The 24,914-nt window shown below is 38.0% G+C and carries 26 protein-coding genes; 2 read left to right on the top strand and 24 right to left on the bottom strand.

Annotated features, from left to right (window positions below; all coding sequences use genetic code 11):
* Positions 1–20: 20 nt before the first annotated feature.
* Genes RZO55_RS01075 through RZO55_RS01065 form a run of 3 tightly spaced genes read right to left on the bottom strand, consistent with a single transcriptional unit; the run spans position 21 to position 3,971 of the window.
* A complete protein-coding gene (locus RZO55_RS01075) occupies positions 21–1,469 on the bottom strand; it encodes a 4-hydroxyphenylacetate 3-hydroxylase family protein (RefSeq protein ID WP_318062455.1) in 1,449 nt (482 codons plus the stop codon).
* Positions 1,470–1,485: 16 nt separating this feature from the next.
* Positions 1,486–2,601 carry a 4-hydroxybutyrate dehydrogenase gene (locus RZO55_RS01070; protein WP_318062454.1) on the bottom strand — a complete coding sequence of 372 codons (1,116 nt, stop codon included), beginning with the start codon at positions 2,599–2,601 and terminating at the stop codon, positions 1,486–1,488.
* Positions 2,602–2,612: 11 nt separating this feature from the next.
* Entirely contained in the window at positions 2,613–3,971 is a 1,359-nt protein-coding gene (locus RZO55_RS01065; RefSeq protein WP_318062453.1) for an aldehyde dehydrogenase family protein, read from the bottom strand.
* 301 nt (positions 3,972–4,272) lie between these two features.
* Here RZO55_RS01065 and RZO55_RS25770 point away from each other — a divergent pair, with 301 nt between their 5' ends.
* Complete coding sequence (locus tag RZO55_RS25770; RefSeq protein WP_336624238.1) at positions 4,273–4,596, top strand: LysR family transcriptional regulator; 324 nt, start codon at positions 4,273–4,275, stop codon at positions 4,594–4,596.
* A gap of 6 nt (positions 4,597–4,602) precedes the next feature.
* On the opposite strand, the gene RZO55_RS01055 is transcribed toward RZO55_RS25770, so the two are convergent.
* Positions 4,603–4,830, bottom strand: a complete 228-nt coding sequence (locus RZO55_RS01055; protein ID WP_318062452.1) for an oxaloacetate decarboxylase — start codon at positions 4,828–4,830, stop codon at positions 4,603–4,605.
* A gap of 201 nt (positions 4,831–5,031) precedes the next feature.
* Between RZO55_RS01055 and RZO55_RS01050 the strand changes: the two genes are divergently transcribed.
* Positions 5,032–5,583, top strand: a complete 552-nt coding sequence (locus tag RZO55_RS01050; RefSeq protein ID WP_318062451.1) for an ECF transporter S component — start codon at positions 5,032–5,034, stop codon at positions 5,581–5,583.
* 58 nt (positions 5,584–5,641) lie between these two features.
* Here RZO55_RS01050 and ablB read toward each other — a convergent pair whose 3' ends face one another.
* The 20 genes from ablB to RZO55_RS00950 all read right to left on the bottom strand — a co-directional run bounded on the left by ablB (position 5,642) and on the right by RZO55_RS00950 (position 24,809).
* On the bottom strand, positions 5,642–6,505 hold the full coding sequence (ablB, locus tag RZO55_RS01045) for a putative beta-lysine N-acetyltransferase (RefSeq protein ID WP_318062450.1): 864 nt from the start codon (positions 6,503–6,505) through the stop codon (positions 5,642–5,644).
* Complete coding sequence (kamA, locus tag RZO55_RS01040; protein ID WP_318062449.1) at positions 6,486–7,763, bottom strand: lysine 2,3-aminomutase; 1,278 nt, start codon at positions 7,761–7,763, stop codon at positions 6,486–6,488. The genes ablB and kamA overlap by 20 nt, the downstream gene beginning before the upstream one ends.
* 100 nt (positions 7,764–7,863) lie before the next feature.
* Positions 7,864–8,586 (bottom strand): amino acid ABC transporter ATP-binding protein, encoded by a 723-nt coding sequence (locus RZO55_RS01035; protein ID WP_318062448.1) that lies wholly within the window; start codon positions 8,584–8,586, stop codon positions 7,864–7,866.
* Positions 8,587–8,593: 7 nt separating this feature from the next.
* The gene (locus RZO55_RS01030; RefSeq protein WP_318062447.1) at positions 8,594–9,265 is read right to left on the bottom strand and encodes an amino acid ABC transporter permease; all 672 of its coding nucleotides are present in this window, start codon (positions 9,263–9,265) and stop codon (positions 8,594–8,596) included.
* Positions 9,266–9,295: 30 nt separating this feature from the next.
* The gene (locus tag RZO55_RS01025; RefSeq protein ID WP_318062446.1) at positions 9,296–10,084 is read right to left on the bottom strand and encodes an ABC transporter substrate-binding protein; all 789 of its coding nucleotides are present in this window, start codon (positions 10,082–10,084) and stop codon (positions 9,296–9,298) included.
* A 251-nt stretch (positions 10,085–10,335) separates the two neighbouring features.
* Complete coding sequence (locus RZO55_RS01020) at positions 10,336–10,722, bottom strand: ribosomal maturation YjgA family protein (protein WP_318062445.1); 387 nt, start codon at positions 10,720–10,722, stop codon at positions 10,336–10,338.
* The gene (locus RZO55_RS01015) at positions 10,682–11,032 is read right to left on the bottom strand and encodes an MmcQ/YjbR family DNA-binding protein (RefSeq protein WP_318062444.1); all 351 of its coding nucleotides are present in this window, start codon (positions 11,030–11,032) and stop codon (positions 10,682–10,684) included. The genes RZO55_RS01020 and RZO55_RS01015 overlap by 41 nt, the downstream gene beginning before the upstream one ends.
* Before the next feature lie 38 nt (positions 11,033–11,070).
* A complete protein-coding gene (locus RZO55_RS01010) occupies positions 11,071–11,472 on the bottom strand; it encodes a (deoxy)nucleoside triphosphate pyrophosphohydrolase (RefSeq protein WP_318062443.1) in 402 nt (133 codons plus the stop codon).
* Entirely contained in the window at positions 11,469–14,480 is a 3,012-nt protein-coding gene (locus RZO55_RS01005; RefSeq protein ID WP_318062442.1) for a DEAD/DEAH box helicase, read from the bottom strand. Before RZO55_RS01005 ends, RZO55_RS01010 begins: the two co-directional genes overlap by 4 nt.
* A gap of 15 nt (positions 14,481–14,495) precedes the next feature.
* Positions 14,496–15,662: an HNH endonuclease domain-containing protein gene (locus RZO55_RS01000; protein WP_318062441.1), complete on the bottom strand. Its 1,167-nt coding sequence runs from the start codon at positions 15,660–15,662 to the stop codon at positions 14,496–14,498.
* Positions 15,663–15,715: 53 nt separating this feature from the next.
* Positions 15,716–16,057: a nucleotide pyrophosphohydrolase gene (locus RZO55_RS00995; RefSeq protein ID WP_318062440.1), complete on the bottom strand. Its 342-nt coding sequence runs from the start codon at positions 16,055–16,057 to the stop codon at positions 15,716–15,718.
* Between the two features lie 138 nt (positions 16,058–16,195).
* Entirely contained in the window at positions 16,196–16,681 is a 486-nt protein-coding gene (locus tag RZO55_RS00990; protein WP_318062439.1) for an immunoglobulin-like domain-containing protein, read from the bottom strand.
* A gap of 38 nt (positions 16,682–16,719) precedes the next feature.
* Complete coding sequence (locus RZO55_RS00985; protein ID WP_318062438.1) at positions 16,720–17,307, bottom strand: helix-turn-helix domain-containing protein; 588 nt, start codon at positions 17,305–17,307, stop codon at positions 16,720–16,722.
* 301 nt (positions 17,308–17,608) lie between these two features.
* Positions 17,609–18,298, bottom strand: coding sequence for a hypothetical protein (locus RZO55_RS00980; protein ID WP_318062437.1), 690 nt, complete (start codon positions 18,296–18,298; stop codon positions 17,609–17,611).
* Entirely contained in the window at positions 18,279–18,536 is a 258-nt protein-coding gene (locus tag RZO55_RS00975; RefSeq protein WP_318062436.1) for a hypothetical protein, read from the bottom strand. Before RZO55_RS00975 ends, RZO55_RS00980 begins: the two co-directional genes overlap by 20 nt.
* A gap of 287 nt (positions 18,537–18,823) precedes the next feature.
* A complete protein-coding gene (locus tag RZO55_RS00970) occupies positions 18,824–19,906 on the bottom strand; it encodes an SIS domain-containing protein (RefSeq protein WP_318062435.1) in 1,083 nt (360 codons plus the stop codon).
* A gap of 15 nt (positions 19,907–19,921) precedes the next feature.
* Entirely contained in the window at positions 19,922–20,782 is an 861-nt protein-coding gene (locus RZO55_RS00965) for a PfkB family carbohydrate kinase (RefSeq protein ID WP_097003774.1), read from the bottom strand.
* 17 nt (positions 20,783–20,799) lie between these two features.
* Positions 20,800–21,771, bottom strand: coding sequence for an SIS domain-containing protein (locus RZO55_RS00960; RefSeq protein WP_318062434.1), 972 nt, complete (start codon positions 21,769–21,771; stop codon positions 20,800–20,802).
* 42 nt (positions 21,772–21,813) lie between these two features.
* Positions 21,814–23,241 (bottom strand): YfcC family protein, encoded by a 1,428-nt coding sequence (locus RZO55_RS00955; RefSeq protein ID WP_318062432.1) that lies wholly within the window; start codon positions 23,239–23,241, stop codon positions 21,814–21,816.
* 17 nt (positions 23,242–23,258) lie between these two features.
* A complete protein-coding gene (locus RZO55_RS00950; RefSeq protein WP_318062431.1) occupies positions 23,259–24,809 on the bottom strand; it encodes an amidohydrolase family protein in 1,551 nt (516 codons plus the stop codon).
* Between the last annotated feature and the right edge of the window lie 105 nt (positions 24,810–24,914).

Raw genomic sequence — 24,914 nt, 5'->3', positions numbered from 1 at the left:
TAGGTCTAAAACAGCCATATTTAATCCTTTATTTTTGCAATTGCCTTTGCAAGTTCTTTCTTTCTTCCAATATTGCCCTGACGGGAGATCATGATCCTCTGGGCCTGTGGCGAGCCGGCGCCATGAAGAGATTCTGTCCTGTAGCCCACTGCAGCAGTTCCAAGTGTCAGATTCTCGATTAAGCGCAGAATCCTGAGACGGTTTTCCGTTGACACTCCTTCAATTCCCTTTAAATATTTCTCCACATAGCCCCCCACAACCGGATTGTTTAAATCCTTCTCAGACGGTGCAGTCACCATAAGACCTCCTGCAATATCCTCTGCCAGTCGTGCAATCTCATATGGATATCTGGTCACATTCTGCTTACATACATTGGCGAGTAACAGATCTATAATGTAATTACCGGAATCAGTGGGAGTTCCTTCTGCGGAGCATGCAATGCCACAGCAGTAAAGTGTCTCGTTTAAATGGGTCATCTCAATCAGTTTATCCTTAATATGGGAAGCTTTGGGTACGCCGTTATAATCAGCTGCCAGGGCTGCCGCTCCAATCAGGACATCACCCACTCCCACCTTGCAGCCGCCATAGGACTGTCTGTGGTATCCGGCGAACCGTTCTACCAGCATACCGGCAAATTCAAATTCTCCATTAAGGAAAATGCGGTCATTGGGAACAAATACATCATCAAATACAACCAGTGCCTCTACACCTCCAAATTCGCTGTTGCCCACATCCATCTGTGATCCTTCCAGCTTTCTGGTGTCGCAGGACTGCCTTCCGATAATCATCACGATTCCCTCTGCATCTACAGGAACTGCAAAGGATATTGCATAATCCTTATCATCTGGCCCCATGGCAACAGTAGGCATTACAATTACTTCCTGTGAATTGATAATACCTGTCTGATGTGCTTTTGCGCCTCTGACTACAATTCCGTCAGCTCTGCGCTCCACCACTCTTAAATACATATCAGGATCTGGCTGCGCATGTGGTGCCAGCCCCCGGTCGCCCTTGGGATCCGTCATTGCTCCATCTACAGTCAAATCTTTATCCTGAACCATACGGAGATACTTTTTAAAATTCTCATGGTAGCTGGTGCCGTATTTTTCATCAATCTCATAGGTAGTTGACCATTCGGCGTTAAACGCATCCATTCCCACACAGCGCTGGAAACAGGCAGCCGTTTTCTGTCCGCAGAGCCTTTGCATTTTAACCTTTTTAATCAAATCATCCGTGCTTCTGTGAATATTGGCAAATCTGTTGATTTTACGTCCATCCTCCAGGGTTACAGTCATTAAATCCTCATATTCCGGCATCTGCGCCAGATCATAGGTCGCCTTGACAGAATTAAGGGATGGTCTTAAAATCGGATGATCAATCGGGTTGTCAATCATTTCCCCAAACATATAAATATTAAGCTTCAAATTCCGCATACTTTCCACATATTCTTCACCAGTCATTAATCCCATAATTTTCTTCTCCTTTTCAATACAATTCCTGATAAATCTTAAGCACCCGGTCCGCATTCAGGGGCACAAAGTTATTTGCCATGAGACGTGCCTGCTGCTCCATGACGCTCTTGGTAAATACTGCAAGCTCCTCCTGTTTCACGCCATATTCATGAAGCGCCTTCTTCGGAAGAATTATGCCAAGCAGCTCATCAAGCTTGTCATAAACTTCTGATTTGGAGCACCCCAGCAGTTTTACAAGGCACTGGTTCATCACTGCAATCTCGCCATCCTGCCTGATTTCCATATAATTCTTAAGTACTCCTGTAAACATGGCATAGTTGCTCTCCCCGTGAGCCACATGATAAGTGCCTCCTAACGGATAGCTGGTGGCATGGACAGCCGCACACCCGGCTGTTCCGAATGCAATACCTGCATAATTGCTTGCAATGAGGAAATCCTTCATAAGCGGAAGCCTTGCCTCCGGTCCTTTTGCTGCAATCTCCTGATATCCCCTGATAATCATTTCAATGGCCTTATAACCAAACAGCTTTGTAAACGGTGTAGCTTTCGGAGACAGGCTGGACTCCACAGCATGAACCAGAGCGTCTATGGAACTGGTAGCAAACACGGCAAATGGCAGACCATTTAAAAGTTCCGGCACCAGCACCGCTTCATCAGCATACATATGAGGTGACACAAGACCAACCTTTGTTCCCAGTCTGGTCCGGTTGATAATGGAAATATTCGTAACCTCACTTCCAGTTCCGCAGGTTGTGGGCAGGATGACAAGTTCACGTTTCTTTCTGATATTCTCAGGTGCAGCGTAAAGTAAATCCAGGGGATCCCCTTCGGACACCGCCATAACCTTGGCAATATCAATTACCGTACCTCCGCCTATGGCGATAATCCGCCTGCAGTCTGTTTTTGCAGCCACTTCAAGGATCGAATCTACCATGACATCGGTCGGCTCCCCTGTTCCGTATGTTTCCTGAAAAATGGTATGGACATTCAGGTCAAGACTTCCGAAATATGGTTTGTATATGTATTCATTGGTCAATATGAGATCACCGCTGCCAAGGTTATATTCTCTGGCGAATTCTGCACAGGTATCATAGTATGAAATCTGGGATTTTAAAATAATCTCTTTCATTTTAAGTCCTCCTATGCAAAAATTTCTTCATCTGACGGCTGTTTCCAATCCTTTTTTACAAATGCAATCCGGCTCTTGTTCATCAGGTGGGTATAGAACAGATTCTCGCTGATCGCATTGCTGCCCCAGCTTCCGCACCCCAGTGTGGTGGTAGGATTCAATGAGTTTGCAAAAGCTCCGCCTGCCATGCTGGAACAGGTCTGATTGACTACCACCCGGCTTACAGGAAGCTTCACACCTGCGTATTCAATGTGTTTTTTATCATTGGACTGGATATCTGCGGAATGCCCTTCCCCTTCATATACCAGATTGTCATATGCAATCTGTACAGCCTCTTCCCAGGTTTTATAGCTGTATGCAGCCATCATCGGGCACATCTTCTCCTTGCTCCATACAATACCAGCTCCGTGTCTCTCAGGCTTTACAATAATGACCTTTGTACCCTGGGGAACGGTAATCCCAGCCAGGTCTGCTATGGTTTCAACCGATTGTCCAACCACTTTTTTGTTGATCACACCATTGGGGAATACCACTTCTGCCAGTTTATCAATAACTTTTCTATCCTCTATGTAGAATGCTCCCTGAGTTACAAATTCCTTTATCACCTTATCGTAATCCTTCTCAGGAGCAATGATTGTCTGGGTTCCGGAACAGATAATACCATTGTCAAAGATGCGGCTGGCAATCATGCGCCCTGCAGCTGCCTTGTAATCAATTCCTTCATCAATCAGTCCCTGTACATTGCCAGGTCCCACGCCATAGCTTGGTTTTCCGCTGGAATAAGCGGATTTTACAACACCCGCGCCGCCGGTAGCCAATACAACATCACAGGCAGCCATCAGTTCGTTGGTAAGTTCGATCGATGGTTCCTCGATTACCAGAAAGATATCTCTCGGGACTCCCATGCGGTCCAGCTCTTTATAATATAGTTCAGCCACTTCCATCGCACATTTCTTACTGCGCGGATGCGGTGCAATAATAATCGTATTCTGGCATTTCACGGCGTACATTGCATTACACATGGGGGTAACAACTGGGTTGGTGCACGGTGTTGCGGCTGCAATAACGCCCATGGGCTTTGCCACCTCAATCAGCCCGGCTTCCTCATCTGCTCCAATAATGCCAATGGACTTTTTTCCCTTTAATGCATTCCAGATAATTCTGGATTTCCCTTTATTCTTAGTGACCTTGTCTTCGTAAACGCCCATCCGGCTTTCCTCAACAGCAAGCTTTGCCAGCGGCTCTGCATTGTCAAAAATAACTTTTGCAAACATCTTTACAATTGCGTCTGTCTTTTCCTGGTCATAGGTACGCAGGACCTGCTGTGCATTTCTGGAACGTTCTACTAACGATTGAATTAACTGGCTCATTTTTGTTATCTCCTTAGATAGTGATTTTTTTAACATTGTTTCTATGGTTAATTCTAATTCGTTTTTTCTGTATTTAAAAATACTAATAACTTATCATAAACAATAGGATTTTTTATGGTTCATTTTTGGCATAATGACCAATTTATTGATCAATACAAGCCTTGCCCCAATTTTCAAAGGCATAATACGCGAAATCTTATTGTTATTTTTTTAACTTAAACATGCTAAAAAAACCGTATACAGAGAGACAATAAACGGATAAGGAAGGTTTTATTCCGGAACGAAACAGATATGATCTGAAATATCACGGTTCATTAATAATTTAGAGCATCAACTGGGGTGTAAACTTTTCGTGAGATCCAACCGCGGTATCTCATTGACACCCGAAGGGGAGAAGCTTTATTCCCATGTAAAAATTGCCCAGGAACAGTTCAGGGCTGCTGAAGTACCTAAGTCTTCTCTTAAAGAGCCGATTCCAAGACGCAGTATCTGTCTGGTGGAGAATACCAGCAGATGCCCAAGTATTGCTGCAAATGCATTAAAGCAGATGAAACTTTCCAGGATTCCTGCAGCAGACAGTTATAACAATTATAATAAAAAAAGACACTTCCAGAATATTTCTTAGAAATGTCTACTTGCGATTTTTTACAACTATAATTATAATTCCTAAAATGATGATGATTCCACTGACCAGCATGGCTGTGGAAGTAACGTGATTTGGCTTTCCCGCTATAAATACTGACGTTGGACCATCGGCCCCGCCAATCACTGCAACCGCCTTATTTCCTGCAGTAAATACACCAGCTATGATCAGTGCACCTCCCGCCAACCCTAATATCCCACAAATCCATTTCATCATTCCCGCACTTCCCCCTGAATAGAATATTTACGTTCTCCAAATCATTATAACATAATATTCACTCAATTCAAGTCTGCTCCATCGAATAAAATTTTTCCGATGCAACTGGTATGCATAAATTTACTGAAATTGGCTATTTTAATAATTCCAGTTTTTCTATATGATAGGTTTTAACAAACACAACAGAAAGGGCAGGTAACTATGAATAGCAAAAGAACAAAGAAATTAGTATTCAGCGCATTGATGGCAACACTTACAACTGTAGCTACCCTGGTAATACATATACCGTCATTTCAAGGCTATATTCATCTGGGGGATGGTATGGTTTTATTAAGCGGCATACTTCTTGGTCCTATAGCTGGAGCAGCCGCCGGGGGAATTGGTTCTATGATGGCAGATTTGGTATCTGGCTACGCATTCTATGCGCCGGCTACATTTTTAATTAAAGCACTGGCCGCCTTCTTTGCCGGATACTTGTACCGCAGACTTTCACCCAGCCGCCCCAACATACATTTTCACATACTGCCTTTTCTGACCGCAGGTATTATAAGCAGCTGTATCGTCACAGGTGGTTATTTTATATTCGAACTTTTTGTATATAACCGGGCTGCTGCCATGGTTAATATTCCATTCAATCTGGTACAGAATCTGTTCAGTCTGATTGTGTCCGGTGCCCTGCTTCCTTTTCTTGTACGTATTCATGAGATCAGAAGTCTGAACCTGGAAGCAGATTCAAAGGTTGATTTGAACTAAACATAAAGCCGTGCTTCCCGCACGGCCTTGTTTAACCCTTTCTATAATCCCCACCTGATCAGAATGAATCAAGACTTTTTACCCAGATATTCATATCTTCAAATGCACCACATATATTACAATTATTGATTAATCTTCCTCTATATTTATATTGATGTTTACATAAAGCCATATTAACCCCTACATTAACTGCTCTGGATAAACTATATAAAGCAATGAATTTTCTGTTTTTAAGCTCCTCTTCTAACTCATGGATAATATTTGACAGCACCCCTTTTCCCCTGTAATCCGGATAGGTGGCGCAATCCGTCATCTCAGCATTTCTGTTCTTACTATCCATATCCGCTGAAGCCATTCCAATGATCTTTCCCTCTGATTGCGCAACTTTATAAAGTATTTTTTCATTCATTGTCTGTCTTATATATTCCTCGTCATATACAGGCGTGGGATAGGTGGAAAATACGGTGGAAAATAACGCTACGATTTCTCCTATATCGTTTTGTGTGGCTGTTCTGATGCTGTAAGAAAGTGTGCTGCTGCCACCTGCAGTATGTCTGGTGTCTGGCATTAAGCACTGAGCGATTATCTTATCCTTTTGTTCCGGATTCTCAGAAATTTTCCTTTTGCTGTCCATAAAATATGACACACAATAAGCATCTGCGCCTTTGAAAAAACCATCTATTTTCCCTTCAATGCAAAATCCTGCCTGAGTAAATAGTTTCACCTCGGACAAAACGGTATTACATAAAATTTTACCGGCCTGATTGACTGATGCAAAGTTTTTTATCTTATCTAACGTCTGAATCGGTATGCTGCCGGAATCAAGGATTTTTACGCGCTTATTCATATGATCCAGATATATTTTCACTTTATCTATTGTAAAATAGCAATTATCTTCAATATCACATTGGAACTTTTTCATTGTATCCCGCTCTCCTGTCAATTCGAACATTACTTGTAGGTGTCAGGCAAGTACATTCATTTTTTAAGAGTTTTTCCAACCCTTTAGAGTCATCATTTTTGTATTTATCACAAATACCGCAATGTTTACATGTATGGGTTTTATCGGTGGGTTCCGTATACGTACAGATTACGCCTTCATAGTTTCTTAAAATCACTTTTTCCGGTGATTGGGAAATTACATATTGGGGATTAACTGGTATCTTGCCTCCGCCTCCAGGTGCATCTATTACAAAAGTAGGTACTGCAAACCCGGAAGTATGCCCGCGTAACAGCTCTATAATCTCAATTCCTCTCGCTACCGGGGTGCGGAAATGTTCAATGCCCTCAGACAGATCGCATTGATAGATATAATAAGGCCTTACCCGGTTCACTACTAATTGCTGTACAAGGGATTTCATAACAGATGGGCAGTCATTAATATTCTTTAATAAAACAGACTGGTTCCCCAGGGGAATTCCAGCATCCGCAAGCATCTGGCATGCACGTTTTGATTCCGGTGTTATTTCATAGGGATGATTGAAATGGGTATTAATCCAGACCGGATGGTACTTTTTAATCATGTTACATAAATTTTCTGTAATACGCTGGGGCATAACAACTGGAACGCGGGTTCCAATTCTAATAATTTCAACATGAGGGATTGCCCGTAATTCTTTTAAAATAAATTCAAGTTTTTCATCGGAAACGCACAATGCATCACCGCCGGATAATAAAACATCTCTGACTTCCTTATGAGCTTTTATATATTGAATGGCTTTTAAAATGGATCTTCTTGATAAGGAACTATCTTCCTGGCCTGCAAAACGTCTTCTTGTACAATGCCTGCAATACATGGAGCACTGTTCGGTAATAAGTAAAAGCACCCGGTCCGGATATCTGTGTGTGAGTCCGCGAACCGGAGAGTCCAGCGTTTCATGCAAGGGATCACAGCTGTCACAATCCGATATTTTTGATTCATGAACCGTTGGTACTGCCTGCCTTCTGATGGGACAATTATAATCTTTGGGATTAATGAGAGTCGCGTAGTAAGGAGTAATCGCCATTTTTAATTTCTTAAGGCTGGTGATGATACCAAACTTTTCGTCTTCTGTCAGATTGATGATTTTCTCCAGTTCCTCAACTGTTGTAATCCGATTGGATATCTGCCATTGCCAGCTGTTCCACTGTTCTTCGGTAACATCTTTCCATAATTCTATATTTTTATAATTTCTCTGCATTCACACCTCCATGAAAACGGTTCCTAGTTACGTTGTTTACGATCCAGCCTATGCACAAACGGTTGCCGCAAGGTTGAATCGTAATTGAATTCTGATACTATTATAAGATCTGCGATATAAACTCTTTCGTTCTGTCATTGACCGGATGATTAAATATTTCTTCCGGTGTCCCTTCTTCGACAATCCTGCCGTCATCCATGTATATAATTCTGTCAGCAACTTCCTTTGCAAATCCCATCTCATGGGTCACAACAACCATGGTCATGCCGTCATCTGCAAGATTCTTCATAACCTTCAAAACCTCACCAACCAGTTCGGGATCAAGGGCTGAAGTAGGTTCGTCAAATAGCATGATCTTAGGATTCATCGCTAATGCACGTGCAATAGCGACACGCTGTTTTTGTCCTCCGGATATCATCGCCGGATATGTATCCGCCTTATCCTTCATATTCACTTTATCCAGCAATACAAGCCCCTGTTCCTTTGCAGCAGCAAGGGGGACCTTCTTAACCTGGGTTAAGCCTTCTATTACATTTTCCAATACCGTTCTGTGTGGAAAAAGATTAAAATGCTGAAACACCATGCCTACCTCTTGTCTGACTAAATGCAGATTTTTCGTCTTTGCTGTGATTGTTTTCCCACCCAGTCTTATGGTACCCTCCTGGTATTTTTCAAGGAAATTAATACATCGAAGCAGTGTACTCTTGCCTGACCCACTTGAGCCAATAACAACAACAACTTCATTCTCATCTACATGGAAATTAATATCATGCAATACCTGATGTTTCCCAAACCATTTATTAAGTCCATTTATATCTATCATAGGCTGATCACTCCATCACTTTAAAATCACTGACATTTAACCGTTTCTCAACTACATTCGCAAATATCGTTAATACTGAGGTCATAATTAAGTAGTAAATAGCTGCTATGGTTAACATCTCCATCAGCCGGAACGTAGAAGATCCAACCTGCCTGGCATATAGCAATAATTCCGGTATTGCAACAGCACTTGCTAAAGAGGAGTCTTTTAATGCTATAATTAACTGATTACTCAATGAGGGAACTGCACGCTTGAATGCCTGGGGTAATATGATACGGCGCATAACTTTCCCTTCTGTCATTCCCAGAGAAAGACCTGCTTCCCGCTGACCTCTGGCAATCCCCTGAATCGCCCCTCTGAATATTTCCGCAATATATGCAGCATTATGAAGTCCAAGTGCTAAAAAAGCAGAAGGTAAATTCCCAAGACGAACAATATTAACTAACCCAAAATAAATTAATAGCAGCTGTAACAGCAACGGCGTTCCCCGGACAATCCATATATATACTTTTGCCGGAAAACTTAAAATCCCATATTTGGATATACGCATCAGCGCAAGAATAAGCCCTAATATCAGACCAATCAGGATACCGAATACTGTCACCAGTACTGTCATCTTTGCTGCAGCTAAAAATGACAAAAAATATTTTGGAATTATTGAAAAATCCCAAATGCTCATACTTTTTCTCCTTTTCACAAAATCCTGAAATTACTTCACGGTGATATCTACACCATCAAGCCATTTTTCACTGATCTTTGTCAATGTGCCATCATCATGCATATCTTTTAAGATCTCATTTATTCGCTCCAGCAGTTCCTTATCATCCTTGTTGATTGCTATTCCCATACTTTCAAGCCGCAGCAGCTCTCCAACAGGTATAATCTTATCTCCGCCCGCAATATCCTTCATTGCAGACAAGCCTACCAGCCGGTCCGTAATTACACCATCTACCCGGCCATTGATCAATTCCATGAGTGTGGCATTATCATCCTGATAAAAGCTTACTTCTGCTCCCAGTTTTTCCCCATCCTGAACGAAATTAGTTCCTGTAGCTACAGCAATCTTTTTTCCTTCCATCTGATTCACATCTGTAATTCCGGAATCATTGTTCACGAATAACTGTGCACCGGAATAATAATAGGGGCTGGTAAAATCCACAACTTTAAGGCGCTCATCTGTTATCGCCATGCTGCCTAAGATCCCATCGTAACGTTTGTTTCTTAAGCCTTCTGTCAGTCCATCCCAGTCGGATGTGACATAATTAAGCTTTACTCCTAAACGCTTTGCTATCTCCTGCCCTGTATCTACATCAAATCCAACTACTTTACCATCTTCCATATAGTTAAATGGGGGATAACCTCCACTTCCTACGACAGTTAAGGTCCCTGCCGCCTCAACTCGCTTTAAACTGTCTGTTTCCTCCTTTTTACAACCTGTGACGAGAATTGAAAATGATATTAACATTAGTAAAAACATTAATCTTTTCTCTAGTTTCATATACCCTCCTTATTCTTTGAAGCAAAAAGTAACAACTTCATTTTAACACAAAGTTGTTACTTTTCCAAGTAAAATATTACCTGATTAACAAAATTTAGAAATAAATGCTAAAATTACACTGGGATTTTTACCTGGCAAATGGTAAATAGCCAGTCCAGGAAAATAAATTAACCGCCCCATAGGGGCGGCATAAATGGTATTACCAAAAGTCGGCGTGAAATGCTTATAAATACATTTAACCCGTTATTTTCCTATCCAAGTATCCTTTCATAGGCTTCAAGCAACATGGAGCCAACACCGTAGGAGACAATATCTTTAATATCAAACACCGAACCTAATACGATCCGTAGAAACCTGTTATGTTCCAGTCCAAGAACATGTACTAACTTGAAATATTGCAGCACCTCTACTCCTGCTGCAAACAGGAATACATACAATGGGAGTAATCTGCATCTTTCCGGTATGAAGATTCTCGTAAAGCTATACACTAGAATTACCACCAGCATATCTCCCACATACGGCCGCACAAAAGTATCATGTACATATAATGCTATCATTACCTCTACAAGCAGAAGAAGTACAAACGCAATTGCATACTTAATTCTTAACTGATTTCTTTTTGTCATTTGTAAGTTCATAACTCTCCCCTATCATTTTGATAATATCACTGTCTGGAATTGTTCCATCCAGAATAATGGAACTCCAATGCTCTTTATTCTGATGATATGCCGGTATCACAGAGGCATATGTGCTCCTCCATAAATCTCTCCACTCCGGATCGCATTTTACATTGATCCATATATTGCCTTCTCTTTCATATATCCAGGCAAATGCTTTCTTATTCTTTTTATGCCGCATTAAGGTCCAGTTTGTATCATGGAAAGGATAATCCTCATAGACTTCCTTTAATTTCATGCATATATCTATTACTTCTGAACGTTCTTTCAAAATTACCACCTGCTTTATAGTATTATTCGCTACAATAACTATATTGACATACGAATTTTATCTACGAGAGTTATATCCGCTGGCAACCAGCCCACGGAATTCATCTCAGCCTTCGTCAGCCACTTTGCGTCCTCATGCTCTTTCAACACCAAATCCCCGGCAATAACTTCCGCCCAAAAGCAATCCATAGAAAGATGAAATGCAGGATAATCGTATTCAATGGTATGAATCAACTCTCCAATTGAAATCTCTGTATCTAATTCTTCCTTTATCTCTCTCATTAGTGCTTCTTGTGGAGTCTCACCTTCTTCAATTTTCCCCCCAGGGAATTCCCAGCCGCCTTTTAGATCACCATAACCACGTTGGGTAGCAAAAATAATGGGTTCTCCCTTTTCATTAAAATCTTTAATTACTGCAGCTACTACTCTTACTATTTTCATCCTGCCTTCACATCCTCTTTTTTTATATTACTTTGCAAATAACGTAATAAATCTTCTCTAACTGCATGATGCATCTTCATCTGAAATTTAGTTATATCACGTTCTTTACCATAATTATCGTTTTTACGGGCAGGTTTAGCCTCTATTATATCAAACTGCCCTACATAATAAAAATCTGTTACTGCATCACTTTTCTTAACTAAAAGATGTTTTCTCCGTGCTGTCATTACATCAGTAACATAAGAGCTATTAATTCCTCTTCCTATCTGAGAATCCCAACGAAAAATCATATTATCCTCAAAAGCATCTGCGTAATCCGGTTTACCATCTATATAATTTTTATCATCAGAACTCTCCTCTTTATGATATGTTACAAAAATAAATACATCTTCTTTTATCCGTTTCATTCCATACATTATAGATGATATATCCTTACCGCAGTTCATTAACAGACTCACATCACGCCTTGAATATTTTTCATAGAGAACAAACGGTTTATTATTATCCTGGTTAATCAAATACTTTTCCCTGTATCTTCTAAGACCCACTTCAATAATATCGTTGACCTGCTTATAGAATTCTATATGAAGAAGGCGTTCTGCAAACCCGCCAAGCCTTTTTAACGTGCTCTTCTCATCGTAATTAACAATATCAATATGACAGTATTTTTTGTACTCTTCCTCTTTGCTTACAAATTTTCCTTGCAGAACTTCAATTGCATTTTTAAAAGAGGTGATATCAAGATCATAACCGTAAGTCTGCTGAAACTCTTGTTTAATCTGATCTACATAAATAACCTCATGTTTTAAAAAGCGCTTTAATATTTCAAGTTCGTATGGTCTTGCTCCACTAAGTATTGTCTTTGACAAGTATTCTAAAGTAATCATTTCCTGTTCCGTTATCTTTCCCATGAAAGTTTCCCTTTCTAAAGAAACTAAGAAACTTTGATAGGTCTTATATTCTCTAATAATTACTAGTGGATCTATTTCCCCATTTTCATAGAAATCAAGAAGATATGGAATTCTGCCCAGGCGATTTTTCAAAAAAACATAACTTTCTCTGATGATGGATTTCATACCCTTAATTTTATCAATTGACGAAAAGATTTTTTCCTTAGCAATCTCATCAAAGTGTACGGTAGAAGCTCCTGGAATCGTACTATTGCCACTAATAATATATTTACGAATGGTATCTGGATTATAAGAACGATCTCCTGATAACGCAATAGGAATCATAAAATTATTATTATAATTGCCAATAAAATCCAGAATTACAACATACTCTTTTCCCTCTGCTTTTCTAAGACCTCTTCCCAACTGCTGAATAAATACAATAGGTGACTCCGTAGGGCGAAGCATAATCACCTGATTAACTTCTACGATATCTACACCTTCATTCATAACTTCAACTGAAAATATGTAATCCAATGGCTGCAAATCCTCTATAGTCTCATCTTCGTCCATGGCTAATCTTTCAAATGCTTCTTGTCGGATCGCTTCAGATGTATTACCATTTAAGGCAATGGTTCTATATGATTTTCCAGTTTCTGGATTAATAATCTGATTAAATCTTGATGATAATTCTTCAGATTCATCTACTCGACTACAAAAAATTAATCCTTTTATTCTATCTCCACTATATCCGAAATAATTAGCCTGCTCGATAATATGCCTTACTCGTTCTTCCCCTGTTAGCTGATTAAAATCTCTTTCAGAAATATATTTTGCTTTAATCTGCTTATCATCCATCATTGAAATATCACTGATTCCAAAATAATGAAACGGGCAGAGCAATTTTTCTTCCATAGCCTGCTGAAGACGTATTTCATAAGCAATTTGGTAATTGAAAATTTTGTATATATTTTTATCAGGTAAATTATCCTCTCGCTTATCAGGGGTTGCTGTCATACCAAGCCAAAGTCTGGGTTTAAAATATTTCATTACTTTCTGATATGTATCTGCAGAAATATGATGAGCTTCGTCTAAAATGATACAATCAAATTCATTGGAATCATATTTTAACAAATGCTCATCTCTATTTAATGTTTGCACTGTTGCAAATACATAATCAGAATCGTATTCATGATAACCTGCGCCGACTAGTCCCATTGAAATTGTTTTCGCAAACACTTTTTCATAAGATTTTTTTGACTGACGTGCAAGCTGTCCTCTATGAACTACGAACAATACTCTCTTAAAATCAAGTTCACGCATGGCAAATGCTGAAGCATAAGTCTTTCCTGTTCCTGTCGCTGAAATCAGAAGTGCTCTTTCCTCACCAGCAGATAGTATTTTCCTAAGATTTGTAATAAAACCAGTCTGCATATTATTAGGTTGTAATCGATACTTTTCAATAGATGCAATCTCATCTTGCTTAGCAATTTTACGTTGGTGCTTAATGGTATTATAGCGTTCTTTATAATTCTCGTAAAAATCATCAAACCTTAGTGAATACCTTGATTCCCAAAGTTCATAAAATTCTGCAATAATCTCCTGCGCCATCTCTCCCTGCTCAGTAGATATAACTTTTGTATTCCATTCGCGGTTACTTGTTAATGCGGAGCTTGTAATATTGGAACTTCCTATTATAATTCGGTAGATTTCTTCCTTTTTAAAAATATACCCCTTTGTATGGAATCCTTCATCAGCGGCTTCTACATCAAACATTTTAAGAGTAATATTCTTAAGCCCATTTAATTTCTCTAATGCCTTAGGCTCACTGAAATTCAGATAATTGGTCGTAAGAATTTCTCCAGGAATGTTTTTCTTCTCAAGTTCTCGCAGCGTCTGGAGAAGAGGGGTAATTCCACCCATCGTAATAAATGCAACACTTATCTGAAACTGATTGCATACTAACAGCTCATTTTCAATGGTTGAAATTACTTTTTTTCCTTCTTTATAATTGTTAGAAACAAACTCCGGTTTGTAAGCTAAATTAGATGAAAATCTTTCATCAACGAATGCTGTTTCTAAACCACACTTTATTTCAGTTAACGTTTCTTTTGTCATGTACCCATTCCCCTTTTACCAAATTTGGTACCCTTGTCTTCTCGCCGAATCATAGACCGGCTGCATGTTTTTCTCCAGAATATTGTAGAACTCCTCTTTTGAATTTCCTTTTCTATAGAGTTCCTGATTGGCCCATATGGAATGTAAATTATCCCGATAGCAGGACTCATACTTTTTTCTGATCTCTGGCTTCCTGTCATCATGAATCATGCTGTATAAAATGAACTGGTTACTTGCAAATCGCCTGAAAAACGGATCCCATTTAGGAAGTTTATTGCTTTTCGATGAATTTAATGCAGAGTCCATAGGCATTAGATTCCATAATTCATCGTTCATTACAAAAGACCAGGGAATAAAATGATCCACATCATAATTATTATTTACAATAGGCGAATTTTTAAATACATCAACGATAGACTGATTATCCATAACTGCTTTCCACAGCTTCCTAACACTATTTAGTTTACGCATTTTTTCATTCATTGGTGCAAGCTTATATATAAGACCAGGGACTTCGGGATTATTGTTCTGAAGCCACTTAACTTTTTCATATTGGATCCAGCCTAAAATAGGGACTGTATTATCCTGTATCATCTTTATCCAGGCTTCATGAAAAAAGACTTCCTTATTAAGTGAACTTCCTGCACCAAGCGTATATGGCAGTAATGATATCTGATTAACTCTTTCAATATAGGAAACCATTCTTTGAGTGCTGCCCCAATCCGCCCGTTCCTGACACTTATCGAAAAATCCTGAAAGCGCTCTATAAGGGACCATGTGGGTTAACTGTTCTTTATAAAGTGTAAGTTCTTTATCATATTCTTTTATCCCATTTTTAATTTCAACCTTTGAAGCATTTGCCGGAAGTTTACTTAACTCCTGCAGTGTAAGAATGGCTCTTTCCAATCCGTCTTTTATCTGCCCTTCAATCATACCGCTGAGATGAATATGAAATTCTAAAACCGTATACCATGCATTTGCAATCATTTCATCAATTATTTCATTAAAGCTGGTTTCTTTCACATCTTCTGAAATCAGCTGAACAATTGCCTCAAGCCAGTAGAACTTATAACAATATGAGGGATTCTTCATCATAAGAGAAAATGCGTCTATATCTAGATTGTTATAATACTTACCATCAATATTTAATTGATAGCCGATTTTCTCATAATATTGAGCCATAATTCTTCATCCCCGCCTTATTTTCGTCTGCTGTTACCCGTTGTTCATCAGCATCAACTCTTTTTCAGCTTATTGTATTTTTCCTTGCTGCCCTTTGCTAATTCTACTGGATACTTCTCATTATTCTTTTTAATCTTCGCCTGAACAATCTCATCTAAATCAAGACCGCATGCATCTGCCATAAGCACACAGTAATTTACAACATCAGCAAGTTCTTCTCTAATCCTGTCCATTTTCTCATTGCAGTTCACATCTTCTGCACTCCACTGAAAGACCTCCAGTAATTCAGCTGCTTCCAGTGAAATAGAGATTGCTAAATCTTTTGGATTATGAAACTGATTCCAGTTCCGATCATCACGGAATTGTAGTATCTTGTTAATTGTATCTTGTGTCATTAATGTTCCTCCATCACGTCTATATGTTGCTGTAAGACATCTTTTAATGCTCTTTCATATTATACATGAAAAGTATATGATAGTACACCTCTCAGAACGGAAGTAAATACTTCTATAATAATCTTCCATAGTACCCACTTAGATTGAAAATTCCGCACTAATAAAATATTTTTTAGGAGTTTCCTGTTGTAACTCAATTGAAAAACCTTTTATTATTCGATACTGGCCGGCAGGTAATATACCATATAATATCTCATAATCAGTAGACCACGGGAAATCACTCCCTTTTTTTAATTCATACCCTATAGAAGTGAACATAATATCATCCTTTGCAGGTAATGAATACCACTTATTACCTTCCTTTACTTCAAGAATATAATCTTCACCAAATGTCACCGATTCATCAGCAGAATTATTAATATTTACTGCGATTTTTGTATCGGCTACACGTTTCGCAGTCATAGTTACACCACTATAATCATTTAAAACTATTGTGCTTTCAGACCTAATAGGATTTATATCATTATTATCTTTATAATTTATTTTTTCTCTATAAATTAGTATTAAAAAAAAAGTAATAACGGAGGCAATTATAAATACTCTTTTTCTTATTTTCTTATCCATTCCTTTTACACTTTCGATGAATTGCATTCCCTAATACTTTAAAAAATATACGATCTAAGTAACCATACAAAAAACATACATACAATAAATGCAATAAAACCAACCAGTAGAACAAGTAAAAATTTTTGATAAGGTCGTTTTCCAGATTCCTTAGCTTTCTCAATCTCATCTAATCTTTTACCTTCAGTAAATGAAAGGATTTCTTTGTATGTCTGTATGTCATTTATTTTTTTTAACTTTTCAATCTTCGAGGCATAAATCATTGATACCCCCCAAATAACACCTGCTATGAGTAGTCCATAAATTCCTAAAAAAACTGATAATGGTACAACTGAAACTACAAATAGTATTAAAAACCCAGTAAATTTAGCACCATCACGATTAAGCTGATTAATTTCACGTTTGTTAATTTCCTCTCTCATAATATTAACATCTCCCTTAATTAATTGATCAAGAGATATATTAAACGTTGAACTTAACAAAAGAAGACTATGAATATCTGGGTAACTTTTGTTGTTTTCCCAGTTAGAGATAGTTTGCCTTGTAACATAAACTTTTTCTGCAAGTTCTTCTTGTGATAAATTCAGATCAGTTCGATTTTTCTTAATTTGCGTATAAAGTTCCAAATGATACCTCCTTTCGTATAATGGTTCTCTTGACCTAAATTTATTATACTAAATACAGATTATTGTTTTCTATCAAAGGTCTTTTACACAGCTAAAATTCAACATGTCAAAGGTCTTTTACATAGCTAAAGAACGTCTTTTTTTATCACAACTTGGCATCTTAATCTCTGACCACGACATTGCTGCTGTTCCATTGGTATCCATCTCTGGATAAGATACCTGATTTAATTGTCTCAGTTCAGGTAACCTGAAAGCAATAACAGTGACGGGGTATGATTCCCGCTTTGCAATCGCCTGGTAGCTACACCACTGAAGTACAAATATCTTGTAGACGCTTTATCATCAATTTCTTTCTTTTACTGTGAAAATCTTTTAAGAGACTTTCATAGTTACTATATATACTTTCTAATTCACTAAAATTATCATCGCGCCAAACTTTTGAATATATCCTTTTCAAATAAAACTCACTATAATCTCTTTTTAATCCACGGATATCATTTAAACAAAATGAATCCAAATAATGCTTATATCCTATTTCTCCTTCTCCAAATAAATCCCAAAAAAACTTGTATTCGCATATACAATTTTTAACTTTATCTTCGTCATCATCGTTCATAAATCCCTTTTTATATAGTTCTTCCAGCGACTCAAAAAACACAAATAAATTATCATTATATCCTGCACAAGATGCCCGTTTTTTATTAAGGCTACCTTTATTTGAATCAAACGGTAGTAAAATATCACCATTAAGCTGTATATAACAATTTTTATCTTTATCATTGCGCTTGCAAAGTCTTGCCTTAATTTTACTAGATGTAACTACTAACTCTGTAATATTAACATATTCTCTCCATATAACAAACAATGCCAATTCCGTCATCAGAACATCTTGTTGAATATCTGCACAATTATCTTTTATAATATCGTACTTTTCTCTTACAATGCCATATAAATACTCTTTAATTAATTTTTCATCCGTAATTTTTTTCATAATTTATTATCCTTTTAACATTGATAAAATCTATTTTTACATCTAGTTGCAATGTAAATGTTCTATTGCTACTATTAGAAATAAATACGGTGACGGGGTATGATTCCCGCTTTTCAATCATTTTGGCTACACCGATAAATGACTCAAATTTAATTGTTGTATAGATAGACTTATATTCTCTTGATTCTAAATGTACCTTTATTTCCTCCCAATATACCTTCTGTACGATTATCTCCATCGTATTGTTGAGAATGCACTTCCACCACATCTATAGCCTACTTCAGCCATTAAATATATTATTTTATTATATTCTTATACTCGAATATTTTCAACGAATAATTCACTAAGCACGGTTTAATTTGCCATCTTTCACACTAACTCTCCGCATATTAAAAAGTAACCGGGGCTGAGATCTACTCATTATTTTATTTAATATAAGAACACATAGAATGGGCGGGTCCAGAAAACCGGCCCGCCTTTAATTATTACTGTTTTGTGTATATCGGATACTGCAACATCCTCCTACTACTTATCCATCTCCAATTTGCTTCCCATATATTTGTGGAATTCTGGATCTTTCGGTATATTCAGATTAATACCTCTTGCACGCGAGGTTAGTACAAATAACATCTGCAGTGGCAGATTATATTCTAACATCGAAAAATCCGGATCATTTAAAAAGCCAAACAACATTTTTTTTGGCATATTCGGCATGTTAATAGCGTACTGAATCGATTTTTTCTGTTCATAATACTTAAATAATTTCTCCATTCGCTCCAATTCGTTTCCTGAAGCTGGATATAAATACAATAGATTTGTTCTTTCAGTTACCGCATTATACATGCCATGCATAAACTCATCGACTTCATACCCTCGCACTGGTAATCTACATGTTTCTGAAAATTTCAAAACGCTTTCTAAAAGCAAGCTTTTAAGGTTACTGCTGGAAATAATAATTAAATCATCACATTCTTTTAATTTTTCTACAGTTTGATTGCACCATGTTTTGCTATCTTCTAATACTGTATTCATATTCTTAATGACAGCCTTTATCCTTTTTCGATAATCCTTTCCCTCTTGCAAAGATATTTTCCCATAATCTTCCGCTAACATAATTAGAAAAAGCATTAATGTAAGTACAGTTGATGTATATCCTTTTGTTGTTGCTCCAGCATCTTCATATCCACATTCTATATATATATTTGCATCACTGTGTTTTGTAATTTCAGTTTCGTATTCCCCAGTAACGGAAATTACAGGTATTCCCCTGCTTCGTATCGCATCCAACGTATGAATTACCGCCATACTTGTTCCCTGCTGTGAAATCCCTAACACCACTGCCTTATCTGAAATTAATTTACACTCCTCCAAAAGTGTTACAGGGTATACGGCAGTTGCACGTATACCCAATAATTTTTTTGCGGAAAAAGCTGCTGCAACGGCCGCATTATAAGACGATCCAGATCCTGTAATATAAACTTCTGTAATCTCCGTTTTACTAACCAATGCTTTTGCCTCTGCAAGTATGCTTTGCTCATTATCTAATATGTGTTGAAGAATTGCCGGAGTCTCATAAATATAATTCAGTGCATCGCCTTGATAAATCATACTTCTTTCTCCTCTTTAGTCTTCGTAAGGTTTTCCGTATCCAAATGCTCCATTTAAGGTACAAACATGTGCCGCGAATTTAGATGCTTCTGCAAGAGCAAGCGTTATCGCAGCCTGTTTTTTATTCCCCTTCTTCTGCTGATCAATGTAGCTGTTCATAAACGCTGTCAAAAATGAATCGCCAGCCCCCATCGTATCTACTACACTCTCTATCATCGTGGCCGGCTGAACATAGAACTGCTCTCCGTCATACAAAATGCAGCCCTTGGGTCCTCTGGTCAAATAAGCAATTTCAGGTCCTAGAGAATGAATGAATTTCAGGTGTTCTTTTGCTGCATCATCATCTCCGTCAAAGGAGCAGAATGCATATGTTATAAAAGGTGCATATTTTTCATAATATTCATTTGTAGACTCATCAGAAAAGTCGAAAGATACCTTGATACCTGCTTCTTTCATAACCTTTAATTGAGACTCTGTATAACAATAATTTCCAGTATGAACAAAATCAAACTGCTTCATGTACTCAAGATCAAATCGATCAAGAATATATGGATTCTTTCCTCTTACACCACCTTCATTATAATCACCAAAGGTACGTTCGCCATCAATCAATGTACATTTAGACCAACCGTTCTCTCCAACCAGCTGTTTGCATTTGACCGTTTCAATCTCCATTTCATTCAAGACAGAAATTACAAATTCCGCAATATCGTCGCTTCCAAAATACCCCATATATGCTACGCGTTCAGCGCCAAAAATCTTAGAATATGCACACAGATTCACACAATTCCCCCCTGGGTACATCATATGAGAATGTTCATACAGATCAACTACATTGTCACCAAACCCCAATACTTTTGTATTATATTTTGCCATTGCAATTCTCCTTATTATTAGTACTTAACTACTCCCATATATCTTCTCATATCCAGTGGATGTCTTCTCTTGTCCTGAAGCCCTGTACGATATGCAACAGACATTGCATAAAACAGTATTGGACAGAAATATTCATTTACACTTGCGTCAATTGCATTAATTCCCAATTCTTCCGCATCAATCACTTCATATTTTTTTCCATATTTCTGTAAGAATGTAAGTGCACGTTCATCCATAACTCTGGCAGCGCCAGTTCCCATCAGCAGAATGTAAAGATGGTCTTCATCTGTACACTCAAATGGTCCATGAAAATATTCTCCTGTGTGCAGATAGCAGCAATCCATCCACTGCATTTCCTGGAGGGAACAGATAGAGAATCCATATGCCTGAGAATAAGAAGCACCCGATCCCATGATATAGAGGAATGATTCTGCAAAATATTTTTCGGCAAATACCCATGTACGGTTTTTCACTTTCTTTTTTGCTGCCAGAACAATGCCATCTACCTTATCCAGTCCGTCAAGAATAGCCTCATACTTTTTATAACCAGGCTCCTGCAATTTCAATAGTTCATTTAAAATACGCATTACTATACCCTGAGGTCTTTCTTTTTCGTCTGTGTCATCTTCCCAGCTGTAAACAATCGGGTTCATATCATCCTTTGCACAGATGGAATCTGGATTGTGGGTCATTGTAATAATAGCAGCTCCACGTTCTTTCGCTAATTTTGCAGCTTCTACAGTCTCATTTGTATTTCCGCCATGTGAACATAAAATTACAAGTGCACCTTTTTTCAGAAATTTGGATGGCGTTACAATCAGTTCTTTTGCGGTCAGCCAATGTGAATGCATAGTTTCAGACTCAGCATTAACAAAATAGTAACCTGGGTATAGATCTACCAGTGAACCTCCACAAGCGGTAAAGAATACATCTTTAATTTCTCCTTGTTTCTCGTAAATTTTTTTGATTAATTCTTCTGGTCTGTTCATTGTTAATTACTCCTTCTTCTCTATATAAATTATTTGTTATTATTAAAGTGCTGCTGAAATTGTACAGAATATAATGGCAAGTACTGTCAAAATCAAGAATACTTTCCAAATGGTTTTCCACCACTGAGCAAAAGAAATTCTACAGATTGCAAGTCCTGCTACTGTTGTTCCAGCCACCGGACTCATAAGGTTTGTAAGCTGATTTCCATACTGGAGTGCTGTAACCGCAGCTTCTGGATTTACTCCATGAAGATCGCATAGTGGAGCAATAATTGGCATAGAAAGTGCAGCCAGGCCAGATGAGGATGGTACAAGCAGTGTTAACAGTGACTCTACAATATACAAAACTACAGCAAATACTGCATTGCTTGAATCTGCAACCAGGTTACTTAATGTGTTTAGAATCGTATCGATAATCATTCCGTCCTGTGCAATTACCATAATACCGCTGCAGAAACCAATAACCATAGCAGCAAATGAAATGTCTTTCACTCCGGTGATGAACTCATCTGAAATCTCTTTTTCATTTAATCCACCAAAAATACCCATTAGCAGTCCCATACCCATAAAGCACATGGAAAGTTCATTCATATACCAGCCGAATTTAACCAATCCGACAACAACAACAACAACAACCATTCCGATTACGAAAACAGCTAATACGGATTTCTGACGAATTGTCATATCCTGATTGAAATCTACTTTCGCAGTAATTTCCTTTTTCTTATGAATATCCTCCTGATAAGTAATGGATTTTTCAGGGCTCTTTTTAATTATCAAAGCACGCCATGTAACGAATGTGATGATAACTCCCATCATGATTACCCACTGAATCATTCGAAAAACTAACTGTGGATTTCCCTGAATACCCGCAATTCCCTGTGCAATCAGTACACAAAAAGGATTGACTGTTGATGCGGCATATCCAACGGTTGCGGCAAGGCATACCGTCATAAATGTTGTCATTGAATCATAACCCATAGTAAACATAATTGGCATAATCAGCAAATAGAACGGTACAAGCTCGTCAGACATACCAAAAGTACTTCCACCAAGTCCAAACAACAGCATTAAAATTGGAATAATCAGTATCTCTTTTGCGCCTAGCTTCTTCACGATTTTCTGGATTCCCATGTTTAAAGCATTTGTTTTTGCCATAATCTGGAATACACCACCGATAATAAACACAAATGCCAAAACTTCGATCATCTGCTGGATACCTTTTCCAGGTGCCATCAGAACCTGTCCAATTCCCTGACGCAGACTGGTTCCATCTTCAAGCACTTTATCTACTGAATGATAAGTTCCAGCTACTGCTACACTTCTTTCTCCCGCCGAAGTATCCATCAATGTTCTTTCGAATTCGCCACTAGGTAAAATCCATGTAAGAATTGCTACAATCACTATTAATAAGAAAATCAATGTAAGCACATGTGGCATGTGTAATTTATTTTTTTTCTTTTCTCCCATTTCTTTCTCCCCTCTTGTTATCCCCGATATACAATTTTACCATCCATTATTGTTAGTATTACTTGGGCTTTTTTTGCTTCTCTCGCATCAACTACTAATAGATTTTTATCAAATACTGTTATATCTGCCAATTTTCCTTCTTCTAAGGTTCCTAACTTATCGCTCATACCTAGATTCTTCTGTCCCCCGACTGTCCAGGCTTTCAAAAGTTCTGAAACTTCAAGTGTATTTTCCCTTTGGAATGGATCCTGGCTGCCATCCAAATATCCTCCAACAGAATAATAAATAGATTCAGGAACACTGGTAATCATTAATGGTAAATCTGTAGCACCACTTAGTGTCATTCCACAGTCCAGCATCTTACGGCGGTTCCAGTAGCACTTTCCTCGTTCCATACCGATTGTTCTTTCGATATTTTCCAATAATACCTTTGAAGAATCCAGGGACATTATCTGGAAATATATTTCAGCAATTGCCCCAATTTCACCAAGCTTTTTCAGATCCTTCGGGTCTGTGAATTCCATATCGGTAATGGCATGATGATTTTTCAATTTTCCATTTACCCTTTTGCATTTTTCATAAATGCTTGTTATTTTTCCAACTGCACCATCCCCTTGCGCATGCAAGGTCCATCGAAAATCTTCTTTGTCTGCGGCAAGAACATCTGCTTCAATCTCTTCGTAAGGAATCTGGATACTGCAGGTATACAGTTTACCCTTATAAGGCTCCTTCAAGTCCCCTTTATGATCAGCAATCGTACCATCCGTCATGCGATTGAATCCACTAAAACGAATCTTATCTCCAGTAAACATATCTCTCATATTTCTGGCATACTCCAGATTCATTTTTGCGCCTACAGGCTGTGACATAAAAAATGTCCTCAGATGAAGTTTTTCAGAGTTTTCCATTGCCTTAAGATAATTGGTAAATCCGTAAAAATCATCAAAGCCCATTTCTTTAACCGTTGTCACTCCTCTGGAATTCATCATTTCCATGTAATCTGAAAATTCCTTTTCAATAAACTTACGGTCATTTAAATATTCCCGCATGATTCGATAATAGCTTTCCGGATAGCAAGTATCAGATGTAAATTTGTAAATATCACTTGCTATTTGGTTCATTATGCAAGTGGATCTGTCGGCCGCAAAAAGAATGACCGCTTTTTGTGGAAAATGCTCTTCCAGCATTTTCTCAGCCTCCTGCTGATTCCATTTTTTAGGATCCCATCCATGTCCAAACATTGCCCCAATTGATGGATGTTCTTCCTCATAGGCTTTTAAAATGGTCAGCCCTTTTTCATTATCCTGAACTTTTGACACATCTGCCCCAAGATGAAATACTGCATATCCAGTAAAAAAGGTATGTGTGTCCGTAATACCAGGCATAACCAGTTCTTCCTCAAAGGTCAAAATTTGATCTGCCCGGCTCAAAATATCTTCTGAAGGCTGCCCAATTCCTTTTTCAGCAATGCGATTTTCTTCAATGCAAAGATAACCTTCATACGCATTTGAATTCACACTGTCGAATAGATTTTTTGCAACTATAACCATTGAAAATTTCTTCTCCATTTTTTCTCTTCCTTTCTTGTTTTAGATTATATCATCTTATAACGTTATAATTCAATATGACCTTTTTATGAATTGAATTATTTGGGTATAATTAATATTTTTGTC

Source organism: Clostridium boliviensis, assembly GCF_033342255.1.
In the GTDB taxonomy this organism is placed as follows: domain Bacteria; phylum Bacillota; class Clostridia; order Lachnospirales; family Lachnospiraceae; genus Lacrimispora; species Lacrimispora boliviensis.
The sequence above is the reverse complement of the archived record's forward strand: the minus strand, read 5'-3'. Positions and strand labels throughout refer to the sequence as shown.

Bases quoted from the DNA above. Each gene is read 5' to 3' on its own strand.
- RZO55_RS01075 (WP_318062455.1), bottom strand. From the start codon at position 1,469: ATGGGATTAATGACTGGTGAAGAATATGTGGAAAGTATGCGGAATTTG.
- RZO55_RS01070 (WP_318062454.1), bottom strand. From the start codon at position 2,601: ATGAAAGAGATTATTTTAAAATCCCAGATTTCATACTATGATACCTGT.
- RZO55_RS01065 (WP_318062453.1), bottom strand. From the start codon at position 3,971: ATGAGCCAGTTAATTCAATCGTTAGTAGAACGTTCCAGAAATGCACAG.
- RZO55_RS01055 (WP_318062452.1), bottom strand. From the start codon at position 4,830: ATGATGAAATGGATTTGTGGGATATTAGGGTTGGCGGGAGGTGCACTG.
- RZO55_RS01050 (WP_318062451.1), top strand. From the start codon at position 5,032: ATGAATAGCAAAAGAACAAAGAAATTAGTATTCAGCGCATTGATGGCA.
- ablB (WP_318062450.1), bottom strand. From the start codon at position 6,505: ATGAAAAAGTTCCAATGTGATATTGAAGATAATTGCTATTTTACAATA.
- kamA (WP_318062449.1), bottom strand. From the start codon at position 7,763: ATGCAGAGAAATTATAAAAATATAGAATTATGGAAAGATGTTACCGAA.
- RZO55_RS01035 (WP_318062448.1), bottom strand. From the start codon at position 8,586: ATGATAGATATAAATGGACTTAATAAATGGTTTGGGAAACATCAGGTA.
- RZO55_RS01030 (WP_318062447.1), bottom strand. From the start codon at position 9,265: ATGAGCATTTGGGATTTTTCAATAATTCCAAAATATTTTTTGTCATTT.
- RZO55_RS01025 (WP_318062446.1), bottom strand. From the start codon at position 10,084: ATGAAACTAGAGAAAAGATTAATGTTTTTACTAATGTTAATATCATTT.
- RZO55_RS01020 (WP_318062445.1), bottom strand. From the start codon at position 10,722: ATGAACTTACAAATGACAAAAAGAAATCAGTTAAGAATTAAGTATGCA.
- RZO55_RS01010 (WP_318062443.1), bottom strand. From the start codon at position 11,472: ATGAAAATAGTAAGAGTAGTAGCTGCAGTAATTAAAGATTTTAATGAA.
- RZO55_RS01005 (WP_318062442.1), bottom strand. From the start codon at position 14,480: ATGACAAAAGAAACGTTAACTGAAATAAAGTGTGGTTTAGAAACAGCA.
- RZO55_RS01000 (WP_318062441.1), bottom strand. From the start codon at position 15,662: ATGGCTCAATATTATGAGAAAATCGGCTATCAATTAAATATTGATGGT.
- RZO55_RS00995 (WP_318062440.1), bottom strand. From the start codon at position 16,057: ATGACACAAGATACAATTAACAAGATACTACAATTCCGTGATGATCGG.
- RZO55_RS00990 (WP_318062439.1), bottom strand. From the start codon at position 16,681: ATGGATAAGAAAATAAGAAAAAGAGTATTTATAATTGCCTCCGTTATT.
- RZO55_RS00980 (WP_318062437.1), bottom strand. From the start codon at position 18,298: ATGAAAAAAATTACGGATGAAAAATTAATTAAAGAGTATTTATATGGC.
- RZO55_RS00975 (WP_318062436.1), bottom strand. From the start codon at position 18,536: ATGGAGATAATCGTACAGAAGGTATATTGGGAGGAAATAAAGGTACAT.
- RZO55_RS00970 (WP_318062435.1), bottom strand. From the start codon at position 19,906: ATGATTTATCAAGGCGATGCACTGAATTATATTTATGAGACTCCGGCA.
- RZO55_RS00965 (WP_097003774.1), bottom strand. From the start codon at position 20,782: ATGGCAAAATATAATACAAAAGTATTGGGGTTTGGTGACAATGTAGTT.
- RZO55_RS00960 (WP_318062434.1), bottom strand. From the start codon at position 21,771: ATGAACAGACCAGAAGAATTAATCAAAAAAATTTACGAGAAACAAGGA.
- RZO55_RS00955 (WP_318062432.1), bottom strand. From the start codon at position 23,241: ATGGGAGAAAAGAAAAAAAATAAATTACACATGCCACATGTGCTTACA.
- RZO55_RS00950 (WP_318062431.1), bottom strand. From the start codon at position 24,809: ATGGAGAAGAAATTTTCAATGGTTATAGTTGCAAAAAATCTATTCGAC.